General features: G+C 57.9%; 16 protein-coding genes. 8 read left to right on the plus strand and 8 right to left on the minus strand.

Annotated elements, in window-relative coordinates; all coding sequences use genetic code 11:
- Positions 1 to 9 precede the first annotated feature (9 nt).
- From ACYVI2_RS25825 to ACYVI2_RS25835, 3 genes are all read right to left on the minus strand, one after another.
- Positions 10 to 1,002: an FAD binding domain-containing protein gene (locus ACYVI2_RS25825; RefSeq protein ID WP_415817474.1), complete on the minus strand. Its 993-nt coding sequence runs from the start codon at positions 1,000 to 1,002 to the stop codon at positions 10 to 12.
- Positions 1,003 to 1,006: 4 nt separating this feature from the next.
- Positions 1,007 to 1,666 carry a 2Fe-2S iron-sulfur cluster-binding protein gene (locus tag ACYVI2_RS25830; protein ID WP_415817472.1) on the minus strand — a complete coding sequence of 220 codons (660 nt, stop codon included), beginning with the start codon at positions 1,664 to 1,666 and terminating at the stop codon, positions 1,007 to 1,009.
- A 67-nt stretch (positions 1,667 to 1,733) separates the two neighbouring features.
- A complete protein-coding gene (locus tag ACYVI2_RS25835; RefSeq protein ID WP_415817470.1) occupies positions 1,734 to 2,669 on the minus strand; it encodes a helix-turn-helix domain-containing protein in 936 nt (311 codons plus the stop codon).
- A gap of 244 nt (positions 2,670 to 2,913) precedes the next feature.
- Between ACYVI2_RS25835 and ACYVI2_RS25840 the strand changes: the two genes are divergently transcribed.
- Complete coding sequence (locus ACYVI2_RS25840) at positions 2,914 to 4,983, plus strand: PhoX family protein (protein ID WP_460490371.1); 2,070 nt, start codon at positions 2,914 to 2,916, stop codon at positions 4,981 to 4,983.
- Positions 4,984 to 5,099: 116 nt separating this feature from the next.
- Here the strand turns inward: ACYVI2_RS25840 and ACYVI2_RS25845 are convergent, their stop codons facing one another.
- Positions 5,100 to 5,831 (minus strand): GntR family transcriptional regulator, encoded by a 732-nt coding sequence (locus ACYVI2_RS25845; protein ID WP_415817466.1) that lies wholly within the window; start codon positions 5,829 to 5,831, stop codon positions 5,100 to 5,102.
- Between the two features lie 172 nt (positions 5,832 to 6,003).
- On the opposite strand from ACYVI2_RS25845, the gene ACYVI2_RS25850 reads away from it, so the two are divergent.
- Both ACYVI2_RS25850 and ACYVI2_RS25855 read left to right on the plus strand, forming a co-directional pair.
- Positions 6,004 to 6,912, plus strand: coding sequence for a TauD/TfdA dioxygenase family protein (locus tag ACYVI2_RS25850; protein WP_415817464.1), 909 nt, complete (start codon positions 6,004 to 6,006; stop codon positions 6,910 to 6,912).
- Positions 6,913 to 6,971: 59 nt separating this feature from the next.
- On the plus strand, positions 6,972 to 7,940 hold the full coding sequence (locus ACYVI2_RS25855) for a tripartite tricarboxylate transporter substrate binding protein (RefSeq protein ID WP_415817462.1): 969 nt from the start codon (positions 6,972 to 6,974) through the stop codon (positions 7,938 to 7,940).
- Between the two features lie 182 nt (positions 7,941 to 8,122).
- Here ACYVI2_RS25855 and ACYVI2_RS25860 read toward each other — a convergent pair whose 3' ends face one another.
- Positions 8,123 to 9,073, minus strand: a complete 951-nt coding sequence (locus tag ACYVI2_RS25860; protein WP_415817460.1) for an alpha/beta fold hydrolase — start codon at positions 9,071 to 9,073, stop codon at positions 8,123 to 8,125.
- 114 nt (positions 9,074 to 9,187) lie between these two features.
- Between ACYVI2_RS25860 and ACYVI2_RS25865 the strand changes: the two genes are divergently transcribed.
- Together ACYVI2_RS25865 and ACYVI2_RS25870 are read left to right on the plus strand one after the other, a co-directional pair.
- Positions 9,188 to 10,009, plus strand: coding sequence for an AraC family transcriptional regulator (locus tag ACYVI2_RS25865; protein ID WP_415817458.1), 822 nt, complete (start codon positions 9,188 to 9,190; stop codon positions 10,007 to 10,009).
- 187 nt (positions 10,010 to 10,196) lie between these two features.
- The gene (locus ACYVI2_RS25870; protein WP_415817456.1) at positions 10,197 to 11,171 is read left to right on the plus strand and encodes a Bug family tripartite tricarboxylate transporter substrate binding protein; all 975 of its coding nucleotides are present in this window, start codon (positions 10,197 to 10,199) and stop codon (positions 11,169 to 11,171) included.
- Positions 11,172 to 11,245: 74 nt separating this feature from the next.
- Here the strand turns inward: ACYVI2_RS25870 and ACYVI2_RS25875 are convergent, their stop codons facing one another.
- On the minus strand, positions 11,246 to 11,992 hold the full coding sequence (locus ACYVI2_RS25875) for an IclR family transcriptional regulator (protein ID WP_415817454.1): 747 nt from the start codon (positions 11,990 to 11,992) through the stop codon (positions 11,246 to 11,248).
- Between the two features lie 104 nt (positions 11,993 to 12,096).
- On the opposite strand from ACYVI2_RS25875, the gene ACYVI2_RS25880 reads away from it, so the two are divergent.
- From ACYVI2_RS25880 to ACYVI2_RS25890, 3 genes are all read left to right on the plus strand, one after another.
- Positions 12,097 to 13,404: a CaiB/BaiF CoA transferase family protein gene (locus tag ACYVI2_RS25880; RefSeq protein ID WP_415817452.1), complete on the plus strand. Its 1,308-nt coding sequence runs from the start codon at positions 12,097 to 12,099 to the stop codon at positions 13,402 to 13,404.
- Between the two features lie 46 nt (positions 13,405 to 13,450).
- Positions 13,451 to 14,533, plus strand: a complete 1,083-nt coding sequence (locus tag ACYVI2_RS25885; RefSeq protein ID WP_415817450.1) for a TauD/TfdA family dioxygenase — start codon at positions 13,451 to 13,453, stop codon at positions 14,531 to 14,533.
- Between the two features lie 217 nt (positions 14,534 to 14,750).
- Positions 14,751 to 15,794, plus strand: coding sequence for a TRAP transporter substrate-binding protein (locus ACYVI2_RS25890; RefSeq protein WP_415817448.1), 1,044 nt, complete (start codon positions 14,751 to 14,753; stop codon positions 15,792 to 15,794).
- A gap of 32 nt (positions 15,795 to 15,826) precedes the next feature.
- Here the strand turns inward: ACYVI2_RS25890 and ACYVI2_RS25895 are convergent, their stop codons facing one another.
- Both ACYVI2_RS25895 and ACYVI2_RS25900 read right to left on the minus strand, forming a co-directional pair.
- Positions 15,827 to 16,834, minus strand: coding sequence for a tripartite tricarboxylate transporter substrate binding protein (locus tag ACYVI2_RS25895; RefSeq protein ID WP_415817446.1), 1,008 nt, complete (start codon positions 16,832 to 16,834; stop codon positions 15,827 to 15,829).
- Positions 16,835 to 16,890: 56 nt separating this feature from the next.
- Positions 16,891 to 19,341, minus strand: coding sequence for a CaiB/BaiF CoA-transferase family protein (locus ACYVI2_RS25900; RefSeq protein WP_415817444.1), 2,451 nt, complete (start codon positions 19,339 to 19,341; stop codon positions 16,891 to 16,893).
- Positions 19,342 to 19,363 lie beyond the last annotated feature (22 nt).

The following is a 19,363-nucleotide window of genomic DNA, read 5'->3' on the forward strand; positions in this document are numbered from 1 at the left end:
TGGTCATGGTCAGGTTCGCGAGTTTTGGGCGGCTGTCGCCAACGCCTGTTGCAGGGTCCGCTTGGCCAACGGAATCTTGAAATCGTTACCGCCGTGGCCCTGCGCTGCAGCCAGGGCGGCCTCGGCGGCAGCCGCATAGGCTCCTGCCGCGGCCTGCTGTCCTGTCAGGCTCTGCTCTGCGGCCACGGCACGCCACGGTTTGGGCGCAATTCCTCCTAATGCGATGCGGGCTGTGCGCACTTGGCCACCTGAGGCATCTAGCACCACCGCTACCGAGACCAGCGCGAACGCATACGACGCACGATCGCGCACTTTGCGATAGAGCTGGTGGCCGCGCGGCGCAGGCGGCAGCGTGACCGCCACAATCATCTCGCCGTGCGCCAGCTGGGTTTCAATATGCGGCGTCGTGCCGGGCAACCGGTATAGCTCGGTGATGGGCAGGCTGCGCGCTTGGCCATCTGGCATGATGGTTTGCACTGTGGCATCCAATGCCGTCAGCGCCACGGCCATATCCGACGGATGCACCGAGATGCATTCAGCGCTGGCGCCTATCACCGCGTTCATACGATTATGGCCCTGCATGGCTGAGCACCCCGCGCCCGGTTCGCGCTTGTTGCAGGGCGTATTGGGATCGTAGAAATAGGGGCAACGCGTGCGCTGCAGCAGATTGCCGCCGGTCGTGGCCTTGTTGCGAATCTGGCCCGAAGCCCCTGCCAGCAGCGCCTGCGACAGCACAGGGTACCGGCTACGCACGCGGCTGTCGGCGGCCAAGTCGCTATTGAGTACCTGGGCGCCGATACGCAGGCCACCCTCGGCAGTGTCTTCTATGATGGCCATGGGCAGCCGGCTGATATCGACGAGGTGATCAGGCTTTTCGATTTCCAACTTCATCAGGTCCAGCAGGTTCGTACCGCCGCCAATAAAACGCGCCTGTGGCTTTGCCGCGACCGCTTCCGAGGCCTGAACCGGGCTGGCAGCTCGCTCATAGGTAAAGGGCATCATGAGATCAGGCCTCCTTGGCCGCATCATGGATGGCGGCAACGATGTTGGGATACGCAGCACAGCGGCATATATTGCCGCTCATGCGCTCGCGGATCTCGGCATCGGTCAGTGCCGTCATGGGCGTGGCTACATCCTGGCTGGCATGGCTGGGCCAACCGGCGCGTACCTCTTGCAACATGCCCACTGCCGAACAGATCTGACCGGGCGTGCAATAGCCGCATTGGAAGCCGTCACGTGCGATAAAAGCAGCCTGCATGGGATGCAGTTTTTCATCATTGGCAAGGCCCTCGATGGTGGTAATGTCATCGTCCTCATGCATCACCGCCAAGGTCAGGCACGAATTAATGCGGCGGCCATTGATCAGTACGGTGCAGGCGCCGCACTGGCCGTGATCACACCCTTTCTTGGAGCCAGTCAGCCCGATCTCGTGGCGCAACGCATCCAGGACCGTGGTGCGCGGGTCCAGCGACAGCGCATACACCTCAGCATTAACTCGCAAGCTAACGGGACGAGTCGGCAATGGCGTGGCAGTGCCTGGCACCGTCTGGGCAGCGCGCGCCTCGCGCACCGCAGTCGGCGCCGCGCTTGCGAACAACAGGCCAGTAGCGGCGCCAGCCTGCAGAAGCGCGCGTCGAGAAGGACGCGTCGGCGCATTGTTATCCATGAGTTTCTCCTGAAAGAAGGGGCAGGCGCTCAGTATGGATAAGATCGCCCTGCCGCTCTTTCAGGAATCAGGACGCGATATCAGAATCCTGGAAGCCCGCGCGTTGGCGGTAGGCATGGGGCGTAATGCCGATCACGCGCCGGAAAGTCGAAGTGAGATGGCTTTGACTGGAAAAACCCAATCCGAAAGCAATCTCACTGATAGGAATAGTGGCGGTACGCAGCAATATTTCGGCCCGCCGCACTCTGCGCTCGATCACATACGCATAGGGCGCCATGCCGGTCTCGGCTTTGAAGCGCCGCGCAAAAGTATCGATGGGCATGCCAGCTAATCGGGCCAGTTCGGTGAGCGAGATCCCGACTTCGATGTGAGACTCGATATAGTCATCCAGCCGTTTGATTACGCCGCGGCCCAGGCGAGGCACTGTGGCCGCAGCGTCGGCAGACTGCCTGCCAACGCCGCTGCCACCTATTCGCAGCGATATCAGCGCCAGCAAATGTTCCAGGTACACAGCCTCGGGCAGTTGGCCGGCAGCCATTTCGGCACCGAGCGACGCCATCAGCGCCCGGATGACGGAGTCTCCGGTATTGACGCGCAACGGCGCGGTGGACAATTGCGAACAGCCTGGCAGATCCAGATGCGGATCGACCCACAACGCGGTGTAGACCAGATCGGCATCGCGGAAATAGCCATTACGCTCCACCCCGGCAGGCACGAAACTGATCACTCCCGAGCGGTCGCGGCCATCATAGATCGGTTTCGCGCCGTCACGAATGTGGGTGCGCGCAGTGCCGCCGCGCTCGGTCAAGATGATGACGTGCTGTGGCGCCGTCCAGCGAAACTCCGCCTCCCGGCAAGTCCAGCGGCGACGGTCGATGGTGATCTGCCCATCGTACAGCGAATGCGTCTGCAACGCCTGTCCGTCAGGCTGGTGCGCGTGGATGTGTCCATTGCCCACCAACGGCTGCAGCAATCGTGCCGTCGCTCGATGCGTCGTGTCCATTCCATCATCCTCCCCGTCGATGCGGGCTATGGGCTGCTGAACCACCTCATCCTCTCAAAGTACATAAAAAAGCCGGTCAATTTGCGGTCGTTCAGCTGACAGTTAGGACAGCTTCATGAAGGTGTCACCCCGGTTCCCTAGCATGCCCCTCTCACGCAAGCGCCAGAGACTACGGATGTAACGACGGCATGTCACTAGCTCTGCGTCCTCAATGCCCGCATATCCCAAACCGGAATCGACGAACATGCCTGACTCACTGAAAAATATCCACCGCCGTCAATTACTGAAATTCATTGCTGGCACCCCAGCATTTCTCCCCCTGGGCGCTGCCGCCACCGCGATGCTCGCGGCCTGTGGCAGCGGCAGTGACGATGACGACGACGATGAGTCGACCCCTACCCCCACCCCGCAGATCAAATCCGCGAGGTTCGTCGGCATGCCGGCCCCCACCGCAAGCAGCCCTGCCGAATTGGCCTCCACCTCGGTGAAATCGGAACTGGTGCTGGAGCTGACTGATGGTAGCACCGTCAATTACAAGCTGGCCTACCAGCCGTTCTTCATGACCGGCGACATGGTGCCGGACGGCAATGGCGGCGAGATTCTCGCGGGCGGCTACTATGACATCAACAACCAGCCATTGATGGACACCTCAGTGCCTGGAGATATCAGCCAGTTCTACTCGGACTGTCCGGACGGCACCTCGTTCCTGACAGTCGACGGCGCAAAAGTCGACGGCGTCAAGGGCAATACCGTATTTGCGGTCGTGCAGTTCGAGTACAAGAGCAAAGCAAAAGACGGCTCCAGTACCTACGGTGCGCTACCGTCGCCGATTGCGGTGTTGACGCTGGATCAGGATCCGGAAACCGGCAAGCTGACACTGGTCAAGTATCACAACGTCGACACGTCGAAAGTCCATGGACTGTGGATCACCTGTGGTGCGAGCCTGTCGCCCTGGGGCACGCACCTGTCCAGCGAGGAATACGAACCGGACGCCTTCGACATGAATCAAGGTGGCCAATCGCTGTCCACGCTCAAGGCCTACAGCAAATTCACCTACGGCAACGAGAACAGTGCCAACCCCTACAACTATTGCCATTTGCCCGAGATCGTCGTGAACCCCGACGGTACCGGTACGGCCAAGAAACATTATTGCCTCGGCCGCATCTCGCACGAACTGGTCCAGGTCATGCCCGATCAGCGCACCGTACTGATGGGCGACGACTACACCAACGGCGGCTTGTTCATGTTTGTCGCCGACAAGGAAGCCGATCTGTCTGCCGGCACCTTGTACGTCGCCAAGTACACCTCGGTATTGAGCGACCAGTCTGTCGACCAGGCCACCGCCGGCAAGATCCAATGGATCAAACTCGGCCATGCCACGAGCGACGAAATCTCGGCACTGGTAAACACCGACAATATCCAGCCCACAGACATTATGGATGTGGTCAATGCGGCCACCGCGCCGGACGGCACCTACACATCAGTAACGCTCAACAAAACGCAGCGTTGGGTCAAGCTGGCCAACGATAGCGACAGGACGCATAAAGCCGCTGCATTCCTGGAAACCCACCGTTATGCCGCGCTCCGAGGCGGCAGCATGGCCTTCACCAAAATGGAAGGCACGACGGTGAACGCCAAGGACAAAATCGCCTACTCGGCCATCGCTAACCTCACCGACTCAATGATCGTAGGCCTGTCCGGCTACGTGGCCGAGCACAATGTGCATTTCCCGAAGAAAGTCAATGCGGGCTGCGTGCTGCAGCATTTCCTGGGTGGCGGCATGGTGGACTCGGATGGCAATGCCATCAACAGCGAATGGGCTCCGCAAAGCACCGCCGTGCTCATCGCTGGAGAAGACTTGCCCTCCGGCACGGCCGACGGCCTGGGCAACACCAGCAACCCCGACCTGATCGCCAGCGCCGACAATCTCAAGTTCTCGGAGCAGCTGCGCACCTTGTTCATCGGCGAAGACAGTGGCAACCACTTGAACAATTTCCTGTGGGCATACAACGTCGATACCAAATCGCTGGACCGTCTATTGTCATGCCCGGCCGGCGCCGAATCGACCGGCCTGCATGCAGTAGACGAGATCAACGGCTGGACCTACATCGCCAGCAATTTCCAACACGCGGGCGACGAGTGGGCACGCTATATGAACAAGGCCGACGAGGCGGGATCATCGATCACCACCGGTGGGTTGCCGGCCGCGCTCATGACCCAGATCGATGAGGCCATCGACGAGAACTTCAAGGACAAGAACGGCGCCTATGTGGGGTATCTGACCGCAGATGTGAGCGCGATCAAACTGAAGTAAGTCGCGCGAGGTGGCACAGCAGGCGATGGCACATCATGCCAACGCCGCCTACGTCAGGCGCATTCTGCCCGGATACCCGTGCTCGCCACCTCGCTCCTAGCGGCACACCGCCGTACTTATTTCTTGGTGGTATCTTCTGCCACGGACGCGTTTGACTCTACGGCACGATAGGACGCCTGCAACAACGTCTTGGCGGCGTTTTCCGCCGCGTCAGCGTCTCCGGCAGCTACGGCCTGCGCGACTCTCATCCAATCATTTGCTGATTCCAGGCGCCGTTGCTGAGTGCGAAAACTGATCGACTTCTCGCGAATGGCATAACGCCATAGCGCCTGATCACTTAACCCCTCGTAAATGGCACGCAACCGCTTGCTAGGGCTCGCTCCGATCAGCATGTGCTGCGTATCGATCGATAATGCTGCGTAATCTGCAGGCGCCGTACTGGGAGCTTCGGCCAACCGTCGTAACTCTGCAGCGCGCTCCAATAACTGCGGCCCAAAGTCAGTTGACGCTTTTTCCACGGCCAGCCGCGCAGCCAGTCCAAGCAATTGAGCCCGAATATTGAAAATTTCCTCGATTTCTTCGGCGTCGATCGCAATGACGCGCACGCCATACCGAGGAATACGTTCGACCAGCCCCCGCCGCTCAAGTAACGACATCGCTTCGCGCACTGTACTGCGACTGACAGCGAAGAGCTCGGCATAGGTCTCCTCTTTCAGGCGCTCACCAGGAGCCACCGCGCCGTCTTGAATAGCCGCCAGCAGCGATTCGGCTACCTGCTCTGGTAACGATTTTGCCAAGCGGCCGATCTGTGTCGATTTCTTGCTGAAGTAGGCGTGCGCGCCAGGCATGGCTCTCTAGGATATGAGGGACGTTGTAGGCGAGTATACCTGCCGCCCCCGGGACTAACGGCATAAAAGACGGGTTAATTCCACTAAAAATATTTTGTCGACAAAAGACAATCGACGAATCTATACTGTTCTCAGACGGTGATTTGCCGCCGATAAAAGGAGACCTTTTTTCATGACTTCTCTCGTTATTACGCCGTTGGGCTATGCCGCTGGGGCACGAGTAACAGGACTGGATCTACGCAATCCGCTGACCCAGGAGCAAGTAGCTGCCGTACAGGCCGCATGGCACAAGCACCTGATCCTGGTATTCCCCGGCCAGGACTTGACTGCGCCGCAGCTCATCACGTTCACGGGGCAAATGGGCGAAGTCGAACGCAATGACAACGTGCCCTATTACCGGGATCCCGACTACCCGGAAGTGCTACTGGTATCGAACAAACCTCGCAACGGCAAGCCTTCAGAAACCCGAAATACGGGCCGTAATTGGCACGCCGACCTCACCTATACCGATCGGCCGGCCAAGGGCTCGGTTCTGATGTGCAAGGAGAAACCTGTCATAGGCGGCGACACCATGTTCGCCAATATGTACATGGCATACGACACGCTCAGCCCGGTGCTGCGCGACTTCATTGAGACGCTGGATGCGGTGCACGACATCACATTGATCAAGGGTTTCGAGCGTCGCGATCCCGCCCAGATAGCAGAAATGAAGCGCGCCAATCCCCCTATCGCCCATCCCGTGGTTCGCACGCATCCGGAAACGGGTCGCAAACTGCTATTCGTGAGCGAGCGCATCCGGAATTTCGTCGGAATGACGGAAGAAGAAAGCCAACCGCTACTGCAATTCCTGAATAGCCATGCTACGTCGCCCGAGTTCGTATACCGGCATCAATGGGCGCTCAACGATATCGTGATGTGGGACAACCGCTGCACCCTGCACATTGCGCTGAAGGACTTCGACCAGAATCAAGCTCGGCACATGATGCGCTGCTCAATGCGTGGCGAAAAATCGGGCTACGTCATTGCTCCCGAAAAAGAAGACGGCGCATCGCTTAAAAGCGCACTCGCGTCAGTGTCCTGATACGACACGCGCTTAAACACTACTACAACAATCTCCATTACCTTCGGAGGAGACCTGAGATGCCCGGACCATTTTTTCGCCGAGCCCGCGTACTCGCTGTGCTGACCTGTTTGAACCTGCTGTCCATTCCTGCATATGCCGCCCCGCCCATCCGGCTCGAGGTTGGATTCCCACCCGGCGGCACCACCGACGTCATGGCCAGGCTCGTTGCGAATGCACTTTCCGCACAGATCAATCGCGACATCATTGTCGAAAACCGCGCAGGGGCGAGTGGCAATATTGCCGCCGCGTCAGTAGCCAAGGCGGCACCGGATGGAAATACCCTGCTTTTCGCTCCTAGCAGTCATGCGGTGAACGCCTCGATCTACTCCGACCTTCCATTCGATACGCTGCGAGACTTCAAAACGGTCGGTATGGTGGCAACGACGCCCTATGTCCTGGTGGTTAACCCCAAGCTGAAAAGCGGTTCGGTCGGTGAGCTAGTCGCTTATCTAAAGCAGCACCCCGGTGAAGTCGCATTCGCGTCAGCCAGTGCTGGAACAGGCCAACACTTGGCCGGAGAAGTTTTCAAGAAAGCCGCACAGGTCGATATCCTGCATGTGCCTTATAAAGGCAGCGCCGCCGCCTTGCCTGATCTCGTGGCGGGCCGCACGGGACTGATGTTCGACAACATCGCAGTCATGTTGCCACATATCAAAAGCGGCAAGGTCAATGCCCTTGCGGTAACGACAGCACAGCGGTCTTCACTCCTGCCTGATAGTCCAACAGTAGCCGAAAGCGGTTATCCAGGCTTCGATATCGTAGGCTGGTTCGTCCTGTTGGCTCCCGCCGGCACGCCGGCCGATGTCGTAGATCAATTAAACCAAGGGCTCAACACCATTCTCGTAAGCAAGCAACTGACCGACAAGCTGGCGAAACTCGGTGCAGAAGTAAAAACCAGCACGCCACAAGAAGCAGACCGCTTTGTGCAGGATGAGGTCCACCGCTGGGCCAAGGTCGTGAAAGAAGTCGGCATCAAGCCCAATTGATAATCAAGCGGATCGTGCCGTTTTCGCCTGGCGCCAGCAACGATGTGGAATGGCGCTTATGTCGGATACCTGACGGCGGATGTGAGTGCGATCAAGTTGAAGTAAAGCGTTGAAGTGACGTGGGAAAAATCGGCCAATCCTGTGCGATTGGCCGATTCGATAAGAGCATTGCGTAACCAAGATCAGTCGCGCAAGAACTCGAGTAAATCCTGGTTCAAACGGTCCTTGTGCGTATCTGTCAGGCCGTGAGGAGCACCGTGATAAACGATCAACTTGGCGTCCTTGATCTGCGCAGCGGACGCCTTGCCCGCGGCATCAATCGGGACGATTTGGTCGTCGTCGCCATGGATCACCAAGGTGGGAACGTCAAACTTCTGCAGATCTGCCCGGAAGTCAGTCGCCGAGAATGCAGCGATAGAGTCATACGTGTTCTTGTGGCCGGCCTGCATACCCTGCACCCAGAAGGCTTGGATCAATCCTTGGCTGGACTTGGCACCAGGACGATTGAAACCGAAGAACGGGCCTGAAGCGATGTCCAGATATAGCTGCGAGCGGTTCTCCAGCGATGCCTTGCGCAGGCCGTCGAAAACCTCGATAGGCAGGCCGCCGGGATTATCGGCGGTCTTGAGCATCAGTGGGGGCACCGCGCTGACGAGTACGGCCTTCTTGACGCGGCTGGTTCCGTGGCGGCCGATATAGCGGGCCACTTCACCGCCTCCCGTGGAAAAGCCCACTAACGTGACGTCTTTCAGGTCCAGGGCTTGAATCACAGCGGCCAGATCGTCGGCATAGTGATCCATATCGTTACCCTCCCAGGGTTGACTGGAGCGACCATGACCCCGGCGATCATGCGCCACCACACGATAACCTTGAGACGCCAGGAAAATCATTTGCGATTCCCAGCTGTCCGAACTCAGTGGCCAACCGTGGCTGAAGGCCACTACGGGGCCGTCTTTAGGGCCCCAGTCCTTGAAGTAAATCTGTACGCCATCGCGCGTCGTGATGTAGTTGCCGCTCTTAGTGACGTTGGTCACGCGGACCGCGTCTTCCGTCGGAGCAGCTTGAACCGGCGCACCGGCCTGTACAGCAGCAGCCAGCAATGTCGTCGCAACAGTTTTGGATAGGGTGTTCATGATCAACCTCGTCGTAGTCATTCGTTAGGGGCCGGAGTGGCTTAACGACATTCTGCTCGACCAAAAACGACGATTGGTGATATAAAATCCGAAAAAATTAACTTAAAGTACAAAATGACAGATAGACTCGCGGAACTGTTGCAGCGCTTCGCCATTAACGCGCAGGTGTTTCACGCCGGGACCCTATGCGGCCACAACCTATTGGAAGCACAAGATGGCTTGGGTCAATTGCACCTGATACGGCGCGGCCCGGCCGAGGTGATTCACGACGATACCTCGCTGACCGTCGAAACACCCAGCCTCCTGCTGTATCCACGTCCGATGGCGCATCGATTTATCACGGACGCTGTGGAGGGCGCGGACATGGTGTGCGCCAACTTGCGCTTCGAAGGGGGTTTGCACAACCCAATCAGTGCGGCCCTTCCGCCTTTCATCTGTCTGCCACTGGATTCAATTGCCGGCGCGACCGACGTGCTGCGAATACTGTTCGACGAAGCATTCGAGCAACGCTGCGGCAGGCATGCCGTGGTAAATCGGCTCTTCGAGGTAGTGATCATCCAAATCCTGCGGCAACTGATGGAGAGCAATCAGATGCAAAGCGGCATGCTGGCTGGACTGGCGCATGCCCGCCTGCGCATCCCAATGGTGGCCATGCATGAGCATCCGTCCAGGGAATGGTCGCTAGAGGATCTAGCCAGCACCGCCGGCATGTCACGCAGTGCGTTCGCTACGGCGTTTCGTGAGGTGGTGGGCATCACGGCGGGTCAGTATCTACAGAGCTGGCGCATCGGCCTGGCTCAACGCGCATTACGCCAAGGCCAACCGCTCAAACTCATCGCCGCCGACGTCGGCTATGGCAGCGAGGTCGCCTTATCACGCGCCTTTAAAGCACACACGGGGCAATCACCCGGGCAATGGCGTAAGTCGGTTGGGTAGACATTCGCAATACCTACCCCTCCCCACCACAGGAAAACCCCTAGAAAACATCACGTCTTCATAGAGAAAACGTGGGCCCGAACACGCCTGTGCGTCACCCAACGCCGCATTCCCGTGCTCGACAGGCTCGCGACATATGCCTATACTTTTTCAATAATAGACATTATGTCTAAAAATGGAGACAACGATGAAACCCCTTCCCCGCCTGGCCGGCGCGCTGATGACCAGTGCGCTCTGTCTGCTCTCGGCGCCGTCGCGCGCCGAAGCTCCCCTGCCCGATCTGATCAAGGTGATCGTGCCGTTCTCACCCGGCGCCAGCAACGATATGTTCGGCCGCGCGCTAGGCGCCAAGCTATCAAAGGAACTAGGCACAAACGTCATCGTCGAGAACAAGCCGGGCGCGGGCGGTGTGATTGGCTCGTCCGAAGTGGCACGGGCAAAACCGGATGGCAGCACGCTGTTGTTCAGTTCGGTGTCATTCGTGACGAACGCAGCCACGCAGGAAAAGCTGCCGTATGACGCGATAAAGTCGTTCACGCCTATTGCCGTGGTGGCGCGCGGCGCCATGGTGCTCGTGGTGAGCAAGTCCACGTCGTATACCAGCGTGGCACAGTTGATCGATGATGCCAAATCTCAGCAAGGCAAGCTGAACTATGGCTCGGCCGGCATCGGATCCATCGGGCAAATGAGCTCGGAATTGCTGAGCCAACAAACAGGCACAGATATGGTCCATGTGCCCTATAAAGGCATCTCGAACGCCGTGACGGACATGATAGGCGGCCGGCTGGAATCCATGATCACCACGCCCGCATCAGTCAGCGGTCCCTTGCAGGCCAAGGACATACGCGTACTGGCGACCACGTCGACCACGCGTTCGAAATTCTTTCCCGACGTACCCACTATCGCGGAAACCGTGCCAGGCTATTCCGTCGATGTATGGTGGGGCGTCTATGCGCCCGCGGGTACCCCGGCCGATTACGTGAATCGCCTGAATGCCGCCATACGCAAGGTCAGTGCCGAGCCTGATATGCGTGAGTTGTTCGCTCGCGAAGCCACTGAACCCTCAGATATGAACAGCGCTGACGCGGCAAAATATGTGCAGACAGAATTGTCGAAGTGGCAAACGCTGGCATCTGAACGGCACATCGTTGCGAGCAAATAGTGGGATGGGTGTACGCCACCATGGTGCCGAGACCGGACAGCCTACGCTGACCGGCCGGGACTGCCCTCTATTTATTACGTCGGCAGTTTTACGCCTTCCAGCTTGGCATAGGGCGGCGCGTACAACGCAGTGTCGCCTCCCAAATCACGCGTCAGTTTCGCGCCGGCTTCCATCACGATAGGCAGATAGTTCTCGAACACGGATTTGTTGAAGCGATACAGTGGCATGCCCAACGACAGGGCGCAGATCAACCGTTGCCCCGGCCCAAAGATGGGACATGAAATCGCCGCGCTTTCCGTTTCGCGTTCCGCCAACGAAATCGCATACCCGGCTTTACGAATGCCGTCATAGACAGCGCCCTTTTTACCGTCGAACGCTAATAGCACTTTGCCCGCGGCGCCTTTATCCAGATCGACGCGATCGCCTTCGCGTACGTGCATACGCACCGATCGCGGTTGCACCATGCGATGCAAGCAGATGCGTTCATCGCCTTCGCGGATATAGATGGCTGCGGTTTCCTTGGTTTGGCGTATCAGGTCGCGCAATACCGGCGCGGCGTAATCCCACAATCGGAAGGACTCCTGATACAGCATGCCCAAATAGAACGGGGTAGGCCCCAACATGTAGCGGCCGTCCTCCAGGCGTTTGATAAAGCCGAATTGCTCCAGCGATTCGCACAGCCGCAGGATGGTGCTGTGATACATGCCCGTTGCATTCATCAAATCAGTCAGGGTCATGCCTTCGACGCTTTCCTGAAAGGCCATCAGGATGGAAAGGGCTCGATTGACTGACGCCACGCCCGAGTCGGCGGCTTTCGGCATAAAGGACTCCTGGATTTCTAAGGTTCGCTGATCGGCAAAAACGCCTCAAATTATATATTTTCAAAAATAGACATCATGTCTATTTTGTTGATAAACTCAAAATCATGGACAAGAAAACACCTGCTGCCAATAGTCTGAAACGCACGTCGTACTCGGCGAATTCTCACGGTCCACTGCGTGGTCTGCGCGTCATCGACCTGTCACGGTTAGTGGCGGGCAATATGCTGACATTGCAACTGGCCGATTTCGGCGCCGATGTCATCAAGGTGGAACCCCGCAATGGCGACACGCTGCGCGCATTCAAGACTCGTGATGTCGAAACGTTCTGGAAGGTCTATTGCCGCAACAAGCGCAGTGTGTGCCTGGATTTCCGCCACGAACGCGCCATCGGCCTGCTGCGAAAAATGATCGACCACGCCGACGTACTGGTCGAAAGCTTTCGTCCCGGCGTGTTGGAGCAAATGGGTTTGGCGCCGGATACGCTGCGCCAAACTAATCCGAAACTGGTGGTTGTGCGTATTTCTGGCTGGGGCCAATCGGGTCCATACAAACGCCGCCCTGGCTTTGGCACGCTGGTCGAGGGGTATTCCGGTTTTGCGGCCATGAACGGATTCCAGGATCGCGAGCCCGTGCTGCCGCCCATGTTTCTAGGTGACATGACTGCCGGACTATATGGCGCCAGCGCCACCATGACCGCATTATGGGAAGTCCGTATCAACGGCGGGCAGGGACAGGACATCGACCTGTCTTTGTTCGAACCCATGATTTCCATACTGGGTCCGCAGGCTGCAAGCTACCGCATTACCGGCAAGGTCAAGGCTCGCACCGGCAGCCGGTCCAGCACCACGGCACCACGCAACACCTACAAGACAGCAGACGGCCAATGGGTGTGCGTATCCACGTCGACGCAGACCATGGCAGCCCGCCTGTTCTGCGCCATCGGGCGTGCCGACATGAATGCGGATCCGCGCTACAGCACGAACGTGGCGCGATTGGAACACGTGCAGGACGTAGATGCTGTCGTGTCCGAGTTCGTGGCCCAACGCTCACTGGCGGAGAACCTGCAAATTTTCGAAGCCGCAGAAGTCACCGTAGGGCCAATCTACGACGCGTCCCACCTGCTGCACGACGACTATGTGATCGCACGCGAAAGCCTGATCGACGTAGAAGACCCCGACATGGACTACATGCCCATGCATAACGTCGTGCCACGGCTGTCTACCACCCCGGGCGCATTACGCAGACCCGCACCTCGCAAGGGTCAGCACACCGCAGAATGTTTAACAGAGTTGTTGGGCGGCACCGATTTGCAGCCTCTGTTCGACCAGGGCGTGATCTTTGGGGAAACATCAACCGCCAATAAAACCGAAGCCTCCGTACCATCCGCGTCCGCCCTACCCCAGACAGCCTGACCGCATCTACCCGCACCGCATACTGACATCGAAGGAGACCCCAATCATGAGCAAAATCGGAACACAGATCGACACGCTGGGTGCCTGGAACGGCCCCGATATCGACTGGATGAAAGAAGGCCTGCATATCCTGAGCGATAACGAACAACGCGAGATCGACCTGGCGCTAAAGCATCTGCTGACGCAGGGCAATCTGGATTTTCCGAACATCACGCCGGAGACGTTTCCGTTGGACAAGGTGGGCGACCTGATGCGCGCGTTGCCCGAGCGTCTTCGTCATGGCCGCGGGTTCCTGATGCTGCGAGGGTTGAATCGCCAGGCCTATTCGGATGACGACATGACGCGCATCTATTTTGGCCTGGGATCGTATCTGGGCAAACCGATGACGCAATCCTATCTGGGTGACATACTGGGCCACGTCATGGACGTCAGCGACTATGAACCCAAGTCGCGCGGCTATCGCAAAGGCGGCGGCCAACTCATGCACACCGATTCTTGCGACATTATCGGCCTGATGTGCCTGAAGTCCGCGATATCGGGCGGTGAAAGCCGTATCAGCAGCGCCCTGGCGGTGCACAACACCATGGCCCGCGAATATCCGCAACTGTTGGAGATCCTGGCGCGCGGCTTGTACCTGAAACGCACCGACGAAGACGGCCGCCGCGCCACCCGCACGTACAGCCCAGACCGCGTGCCGTTCTTTTACGAAGAAAACGGCGAGGTCACCTGCTATCTGCCCACGGGATATGCCCGCCTGGCCGAAAAGAGCGGGCAATGCAACTATACGCCCGAGGAATCCGAGGCCCTATACCGCGTGCGCAAAGTATCGGCGTCGCCCGAGCTATATCTGGACATGGGATTCAAAGAAGGAGATATCCAGTTCCTGAACAATCGCATGATGGTTCACGGCCGCACCGACTACCAGGACGCCAAAGAACTGGCCGATCGCCGCCATCTGCTGCGACTGTGGTTCGAGGTCCCCTCGTGGCCTGCCATGCCGGAAAAACAGATTTTCCACACGGCCGAAGACCGCCGGTTATGGAGTCAGTATCGCAAACCGTTGATTGAACTGCCGTCGGTGCATTACCAGCAATTATTAGACGGTCAGTTAGGTCAGATGGTCGAGTAAGTGACAGGCGCCGGCCCGCTATTAGCTTGGGGACATCCCCCTCCTGCTTCGCCATCGCGGCGTCCACCAGCCCAGGGTTGATAGCCCTGGCTCCAGGCGACATCTGGCGGATTTTTCTCAAGTACGGGTAAGCGATGATAAATATTAGTTCAGACTTAAACTAAGATTCGCAGACATCTCATCGCCCAGGCCACATCGGCATATCCGGGAGGACGCTATGCATCGTAGACATCTGCTCACTAAGCTCGTCGCTATTGCAATATTGGCCTGTCAACCTTTGCTGGTACACGCTCAGAAGACGGAAAGCCAAGAGCCACTGGCCATACATCTAAAGATGTCGCACTTTCTAGGTCCAAAAAGCTTCTTTCAAGTTGATTTGGTCGAACCTTGGGCGCGCGAACTCGAGCGGCAGACTGGTGGCAAGGTGGCGGTCGAAGTGCTCAATTCAAGTTCGCCATTAGGAAATGTGCGAAATCAGGCGAGCCAGGTCAAAGCAGGCACAGTCGATATCGCGCTTGGGCTGCGCGGCGCAGAAGGTGAACGTTTTATGCGAAGCTCGATTATCGAGCTGCCATTTGTGGTTTCTGATGCAAAGCGCGGCTCTGAGGCGTTATGGGCGCTTTATAAGAATAACGTGATCGCAGATGAATACAAAGAGTTCAAGGTGTTGGCGTTGTTCGTGCAAAATCCCGGACTGGTACACACAAAACAGACGCGAGTCGTCGAACTAGGCGATTTAAAGGGTTTGCGTTTGCGGGTGCCAAACGCCACCGTTGCGACCACGCTCGAGTATGTCGGTGCACAGCCGAAACTACTGCAGCCCGACGAGATCATACCTGCATTGAGAGCGAACCAGCTCGACGGCATTATCACCAATTGGGGCACGCCCATTCCCGGCTTCAATGATGAGATGAAGCAACACACCGCTGTGCCATTTTATGCATCGGCGTTCTTTATCGTGATGAACAAAGCCAGGTTCGATTCTTTGCCTGCCGATGTTCGCACAGCCATAGATCGCTTATCTGGCGATACACTCGTCGCGCAGTTAGGCCTGCTGTGGGATAAATGGGATAAGCCCTACTACGAGGGCGCGCACGGACCTGGACAGGAGATAGTGCGGCCGGACACTGCGACGTTGCAGCGTTGGAAGTCGGGCCTTCAGCCCGTGTCCGACGCCTATGTCAAAAAGCTCCAGCAGCAGGGGTTTACGGATGCCCCTGCGGTGTACGAGGACTTGATTGCAAAATCCTCCTTGCAATAAGCCAAATAGCGCGCGATCGCGGGCTCAGTTAGTCAATCGAGAGTAATTTTCTCTCGTTTGACGACTTCAGCCAGTTGCTTGGTCTCGTTCGCAATACGTTTGGCAAAATCGTTCGGACCAACCATGGCAATGGTTCCCTGTGCGCTCAACGCCTTGTTCGCTGCCGGCACCGACATAGCCTGCTTGGCGTGCTCGTACAGTTTTTCAATAATTTCCGGTGGGGTTTTTGCGGGTGCTAGCAATCCCAACCAGAACGTCACAGCGATATTCGGGAATCCCGCTTCGGCGATGGTAGGGACATCAGGCAGCTGGGCAAGCCGTTGCTGTGACGTCACTGCCAGTGCCTTGAGCTTTCCGGCTTTGACCTGCGGAATACTCGTCAGCGTGTCAAACAGCGTGTTGACCTCCCCAGACATCGCAGCTGTGCTGGCCTGTGACCCGGCCTTGTAGGGCACATGCGTAGCCTTGAACCCCACTTCGTTGCTCAACATCGCATACGCCAAATGCGCCAGATTCCCCATACCGCCCGAGCCGTAAGTGAGCTCAGACGGATGGCTCTTGGCAAAGGCCGTCAAATCTTTGAGTGAGTTGATCGAGTGCTTCTTTGCCCAATCGGCATTGACGTTCACGATGAATGGAGCGTCCAGCACCAACGCGATCGGTGCAAAGTCCGTCGACTTATAGGGCGAATTCTTGTAGACCAATGGATTCACGGTAATACTGCTACTGTTGGTGGCCAGCAAGGTGTACCCATCCGGCGCTGAACGCGCGACCTCGGCGGCTCCGATTGAACCATTGGCGCCACCTTTGTTCTCTACAATTACTGGCTGTCCCAATGTTTTCGAAAGGTCGTCCGCCAACAAGCGAGCCATCGCATCGGTAATGGATCCCGCCGGAAACGGTACGACGATTCGAATAGGTTTGGCAGGCCACTTGGGGTCTTGCGCGAACACCGCGCTCGGCCCCAGCCCGAGCCCGGCACCGCCTGCGATACCGGCGCATGCTATGAGAAAGTCTCTACGCGATTTGAATATAGTCATTTTTTTGTCTCCGAATAGTTTGACAACTTCCAAGCCGAAAATACCGGGCTTGTTATCTAAGCTGCTTTCTTCGTTGCGGCGGTTCCTGTTATGCCGCCCGCCTCAAGTGCCTGCTGCTGCGCTTGAGTCAGTCCGAGCACTCGCGAGAAAACCTCTCGGCTGTGCTCCCCCAGCGTGGGTGCCGCACGAATGACTTCCGTGGGCGCTGCTGTTTCTCTGAACCACGGTGTGGTGGTCAGGTATTGCCCCAGATATGCGCGCGGAATCTCTTTGAAGAACCCCCGCTGATTCAGATGTGGATCCTCCAGGATCTCCCACACGGGCTTTACGACGCCGGCACTGATACCGGCGGTCTGCAACACGTACATAGCCTCTTCTGCCGACCGTTGCGTGGTCCACTTGCTGATCTGGCTATCGATCTCTTGTCGCCGGGCGTGGCGGCCTAGGGCATGACTCAACGATGGATCCTGTGCCAATTGCGGTGCCTGTATCAAGTCGGTCAGCGTGCGCCATTGCGTATCGTTGATCACGCTCACAACCACCCAATCGTCGTCGCCTGCGCATTGATATATGCCATGCGGGGCGAAAACAGGATGCGCGTTCCCGTTACGAGCGGTAGTATGGCCGCATACCGACTGCTCGATGAGGAACGGTGCGACCATCGAGAGCATGCATTCGACCTGCGACAGATTGACGTGCCGCCCTTTCCCCGTGCGCGCCTGTACCAGCAGCGATACCAACGCAGCGGCGCCTCCATTCCATCCCCCGACAGGGTCTCCATAAGCATAGGATGTCAGTGACGGCGGGTTCTGAGGAAATCCGGTGTGATGGGGCAAGCCACTAGCCTGCTCAAGCGTGCCGCCATAAGCCCTGGTGGTGCTCCATTCGTTGCCGCCGCCGAATGCCGGCATGGAAATCATCACCAGCCGATCGTTTACCCGAGACAAGGCTGCGTAGTCCAAGCCCAATTTTGGAAGCACTTCGGTTGAATAGTTCTCGATGACAATGTCGGCGCTTTTTACCAGATCGAGTAAAACCGAGCGCCCCTCCTGCCGGGTCAAATCAAGCGTAATGCCGAGCTTGTTGCGGTTCATCAACGCGAAGTTCGAATTTTTTTCGTACAACCGATCGCGATAAAACTCCTCGGTATAGTGGGTGCCTCTCCACCAATCTGGATATTGCGTTGCCTCGACCTTGATGACTTCGGCGCCAAAGTCGGCAAGCGTGCGCGCTGCCAGCGGACCTGCCCAACCCATCGTCAGGTCAATCACACGAATCTGCCGCAGCGGTGCCACAGCCACCGGTGCGCGTGCGCGGCGTGATCTGGGGCGCAACGCCTGCTCAGTGCGATAAAAGGCGTTATCTGCCCCCATTGCCGGAGCAGCCCCGCCAGGCAAAGGCCCCGCATCGCCAAGCGGCAGCGGAACGACCACGCCCTCGAATCGGCTCGATCCGAATTGAACCGGAACAAACGCGCCGCGTTCCCGATGGACTCTCTGTTCAAGCAATTCCTTCATGGTCGGCACCAGCACGGCGGGGAATTTTTCGCGTGCCAATTGCTCAAACCATTCCTGCGCAGTCTTGGTCAGCAGCGCTGGAATCAAAAATGCGTCGATCTCGTCGGCATGTTGAATACGCGTCGGGCCATTGACGAAACGAGCGTCATTGGCGTGTTCCGGATGGCCGATCGCCGAGCATAGCGCCGTCCATTGAGGAGCCGTATGCGCGAAAATCCCGATCCAGCCCTGCTTGGTCTGGTAGATGCCCCCCGGGTGGGTCGTGCAGAATCGGTTCACACCCAGACGGGCTTTGGGGTGACGCCCGTCTTGCACCATGCCTGCTTCCATTTCCACCACCGAGAACGTCAGCTCGTGAATACTGAGCACATACCGGCGAGTCCCGTCGGACGCTCCGATCAGTGCTGACATCACACTCGAAAACGCGGCCAGGCCGGCGACAATGCCGGTTTGAATGTCATGCGGCAAATGCGGCGGACCTTCCACCGCCCCGCTGGTGTAGACGGCGCCGCTCAAGGCACGGCATACAGCCGTCGTTCCCACGAAATTGCGATAGGGCCCGCTTTCCCCAAACCAGGTCAAACACACCTCAATGGGAGCGTTTGACTCGTCGGCAGCCTCACCAGTGCCGCAAACCGGCCGGCTCAGTACGTCAACGCCTGCGCTCAACGCTCTGGCATCAAGAATCACGTCACACGTTCTCGCCAGACGTGATAGCCATGCGTGCTCTTCGAAGCTGCTATTGTTCAAGGTAACGCTGCGTTTATTTGCGTTGAGCCAGGCGTTCAGCGCGCTTTGCTGCGCCGAGCCAGGAGAACTCAACAACGGCGGAACAAGTCGAAGTTCTTCCGCAGCGGGGTCCTCCAATTTGATTACTTCAGCGCCAAAGTCGGCGAAGAGTTTGCCCGCATAAGCCAGTGCCGCTCCGGTACCTACTTCGAGGACGCGCAGTCCAGCGAGGGCAAGCTGGTCCGTAGAGTCGTGCTTCATCACGGTCGGTTCCTCAGTAATT

The organism is Bordetella tumbae (genome assembly GCF_054780995.1).

Excerpts from the sequence above, each read along its gene's own strand:
- ACYVI2_RS25850 (WP_415817464.1), top strand. The coding sequence starts at position 6,004 with ATGACTTCTCTCGTTATTACGCCGTTGGGCTATGCCGCTGGGGCACGA.
- ACYVI2_RS25875 (WP_415817454.1), bottom strand. The coding sequence starts at position 11,992 with ATGCCGAAAGCCGCCGACTCGGGCGTGGCGTCAGTCAATCGAGCCCTT.
- ACYVI2_RS25835 (WP_415817470.1), bottom strand. The coding sequence starts at position 2,669 with ATGGACACGACGCATCGAGCGACGGCACGATTGCTGCAGCCGTTGGTG.
- ACYVI2_RS25885 (WP_415817450.1), top strand. The coding sequence starts at position 13,451 with ATGAGCAAAATCGGAACACAGATCGACACGCTGGGTGCCTGGAACGGC.
- ACYVI2_RS25860 (WP_415817460.1), bottom strand. The coding sequence starts at position 9,073 with ATGAACACCCTATCCAAAACTGTTGCGACGACATTGCTGGCTGCTGCT.
- ACYVI2_RS25895 (WP_415817446.1), bottom strand. The coding sequence starts at position 16,834 with ATGACTATATTCAAATCGCGTAGAGACTTTCTCATAGCATGCGCCGGT.
- ACYVI2_RS25830 (WP_415817472.1), bottom strand. The coding sequence starts at position 1,666 with ATGGATAACAATGCGCCGACGCGTCCTTCTCGACGCGCGCTTCTGCAG.
- ACYVI2_RS25840 (WP_460490371.1), top strand. The coding sequence starts at position 2,914 with ATGCCTGACTCACTGAAAAATATCCACCGCCGTCAATTACTGAAATTC.
- ACYVI2_RS25845 (WP_415817466.1), bottom strand. The coding sequence starts at position 5,831 with ATGCCTGGCGCGCACGCCTACTTCAGCAAGAAATCGACACAGATCGGC.
- ACYVI2_RS25855 (WP_415817462.1), top strand. The coding sequence starts at position 6,972 with ATGCCCGGACCATTTTTTCGCCGAGCCCGCGTACTCGCTGTGCTGACC.
- ACYVI2_RS25890 (WP_415817448.1), top strand. The coding sequence starts at position 14,751 with ATGCATCGTAGACATCTGCTCACTAAGCTCGTCGCTATTGCAATATTG.
- ACYVI2_RS25825 (WP_415817474.1), bottom strand. The coding sequence starts at position 1,002 with ATGATGCCCTTTACCTATGAGCGAGCTGCCAGCCCGGTTCAGGCCTCG.
- ACYVI2_RS25865 (WP_415817458.1), top strand. The coding sequence starts at position 9,188 with ATGACAGATAGACTCGCGGAACTGTTGCAGCGCTTCGCCATTAACGCG.
- ACYVI2_RS25880 (WP_415817452.1), top strand. The coding sequence starts at position 12,097 with ATGGACAAGAAAACACCTGCTGCCAATAGTCTGAAACGCACGTCGTAC.
- ACYVI2_RS25900 (WP_415817444.1), bottom strand. The coding sequence starts at position 19,341 with ATGAAGCACGACTCTACGGACCAGCTTGCCCTCGCTGGACTGCGCGTC.
- ACYVI2_RS25870 (WP_415817456.1), top strand. The coding sequence starts at position 10,197 with ATGAAACCCCTTCCCCGCCTGGCCGGCGCGCTGATGACCAGTGCGCTC.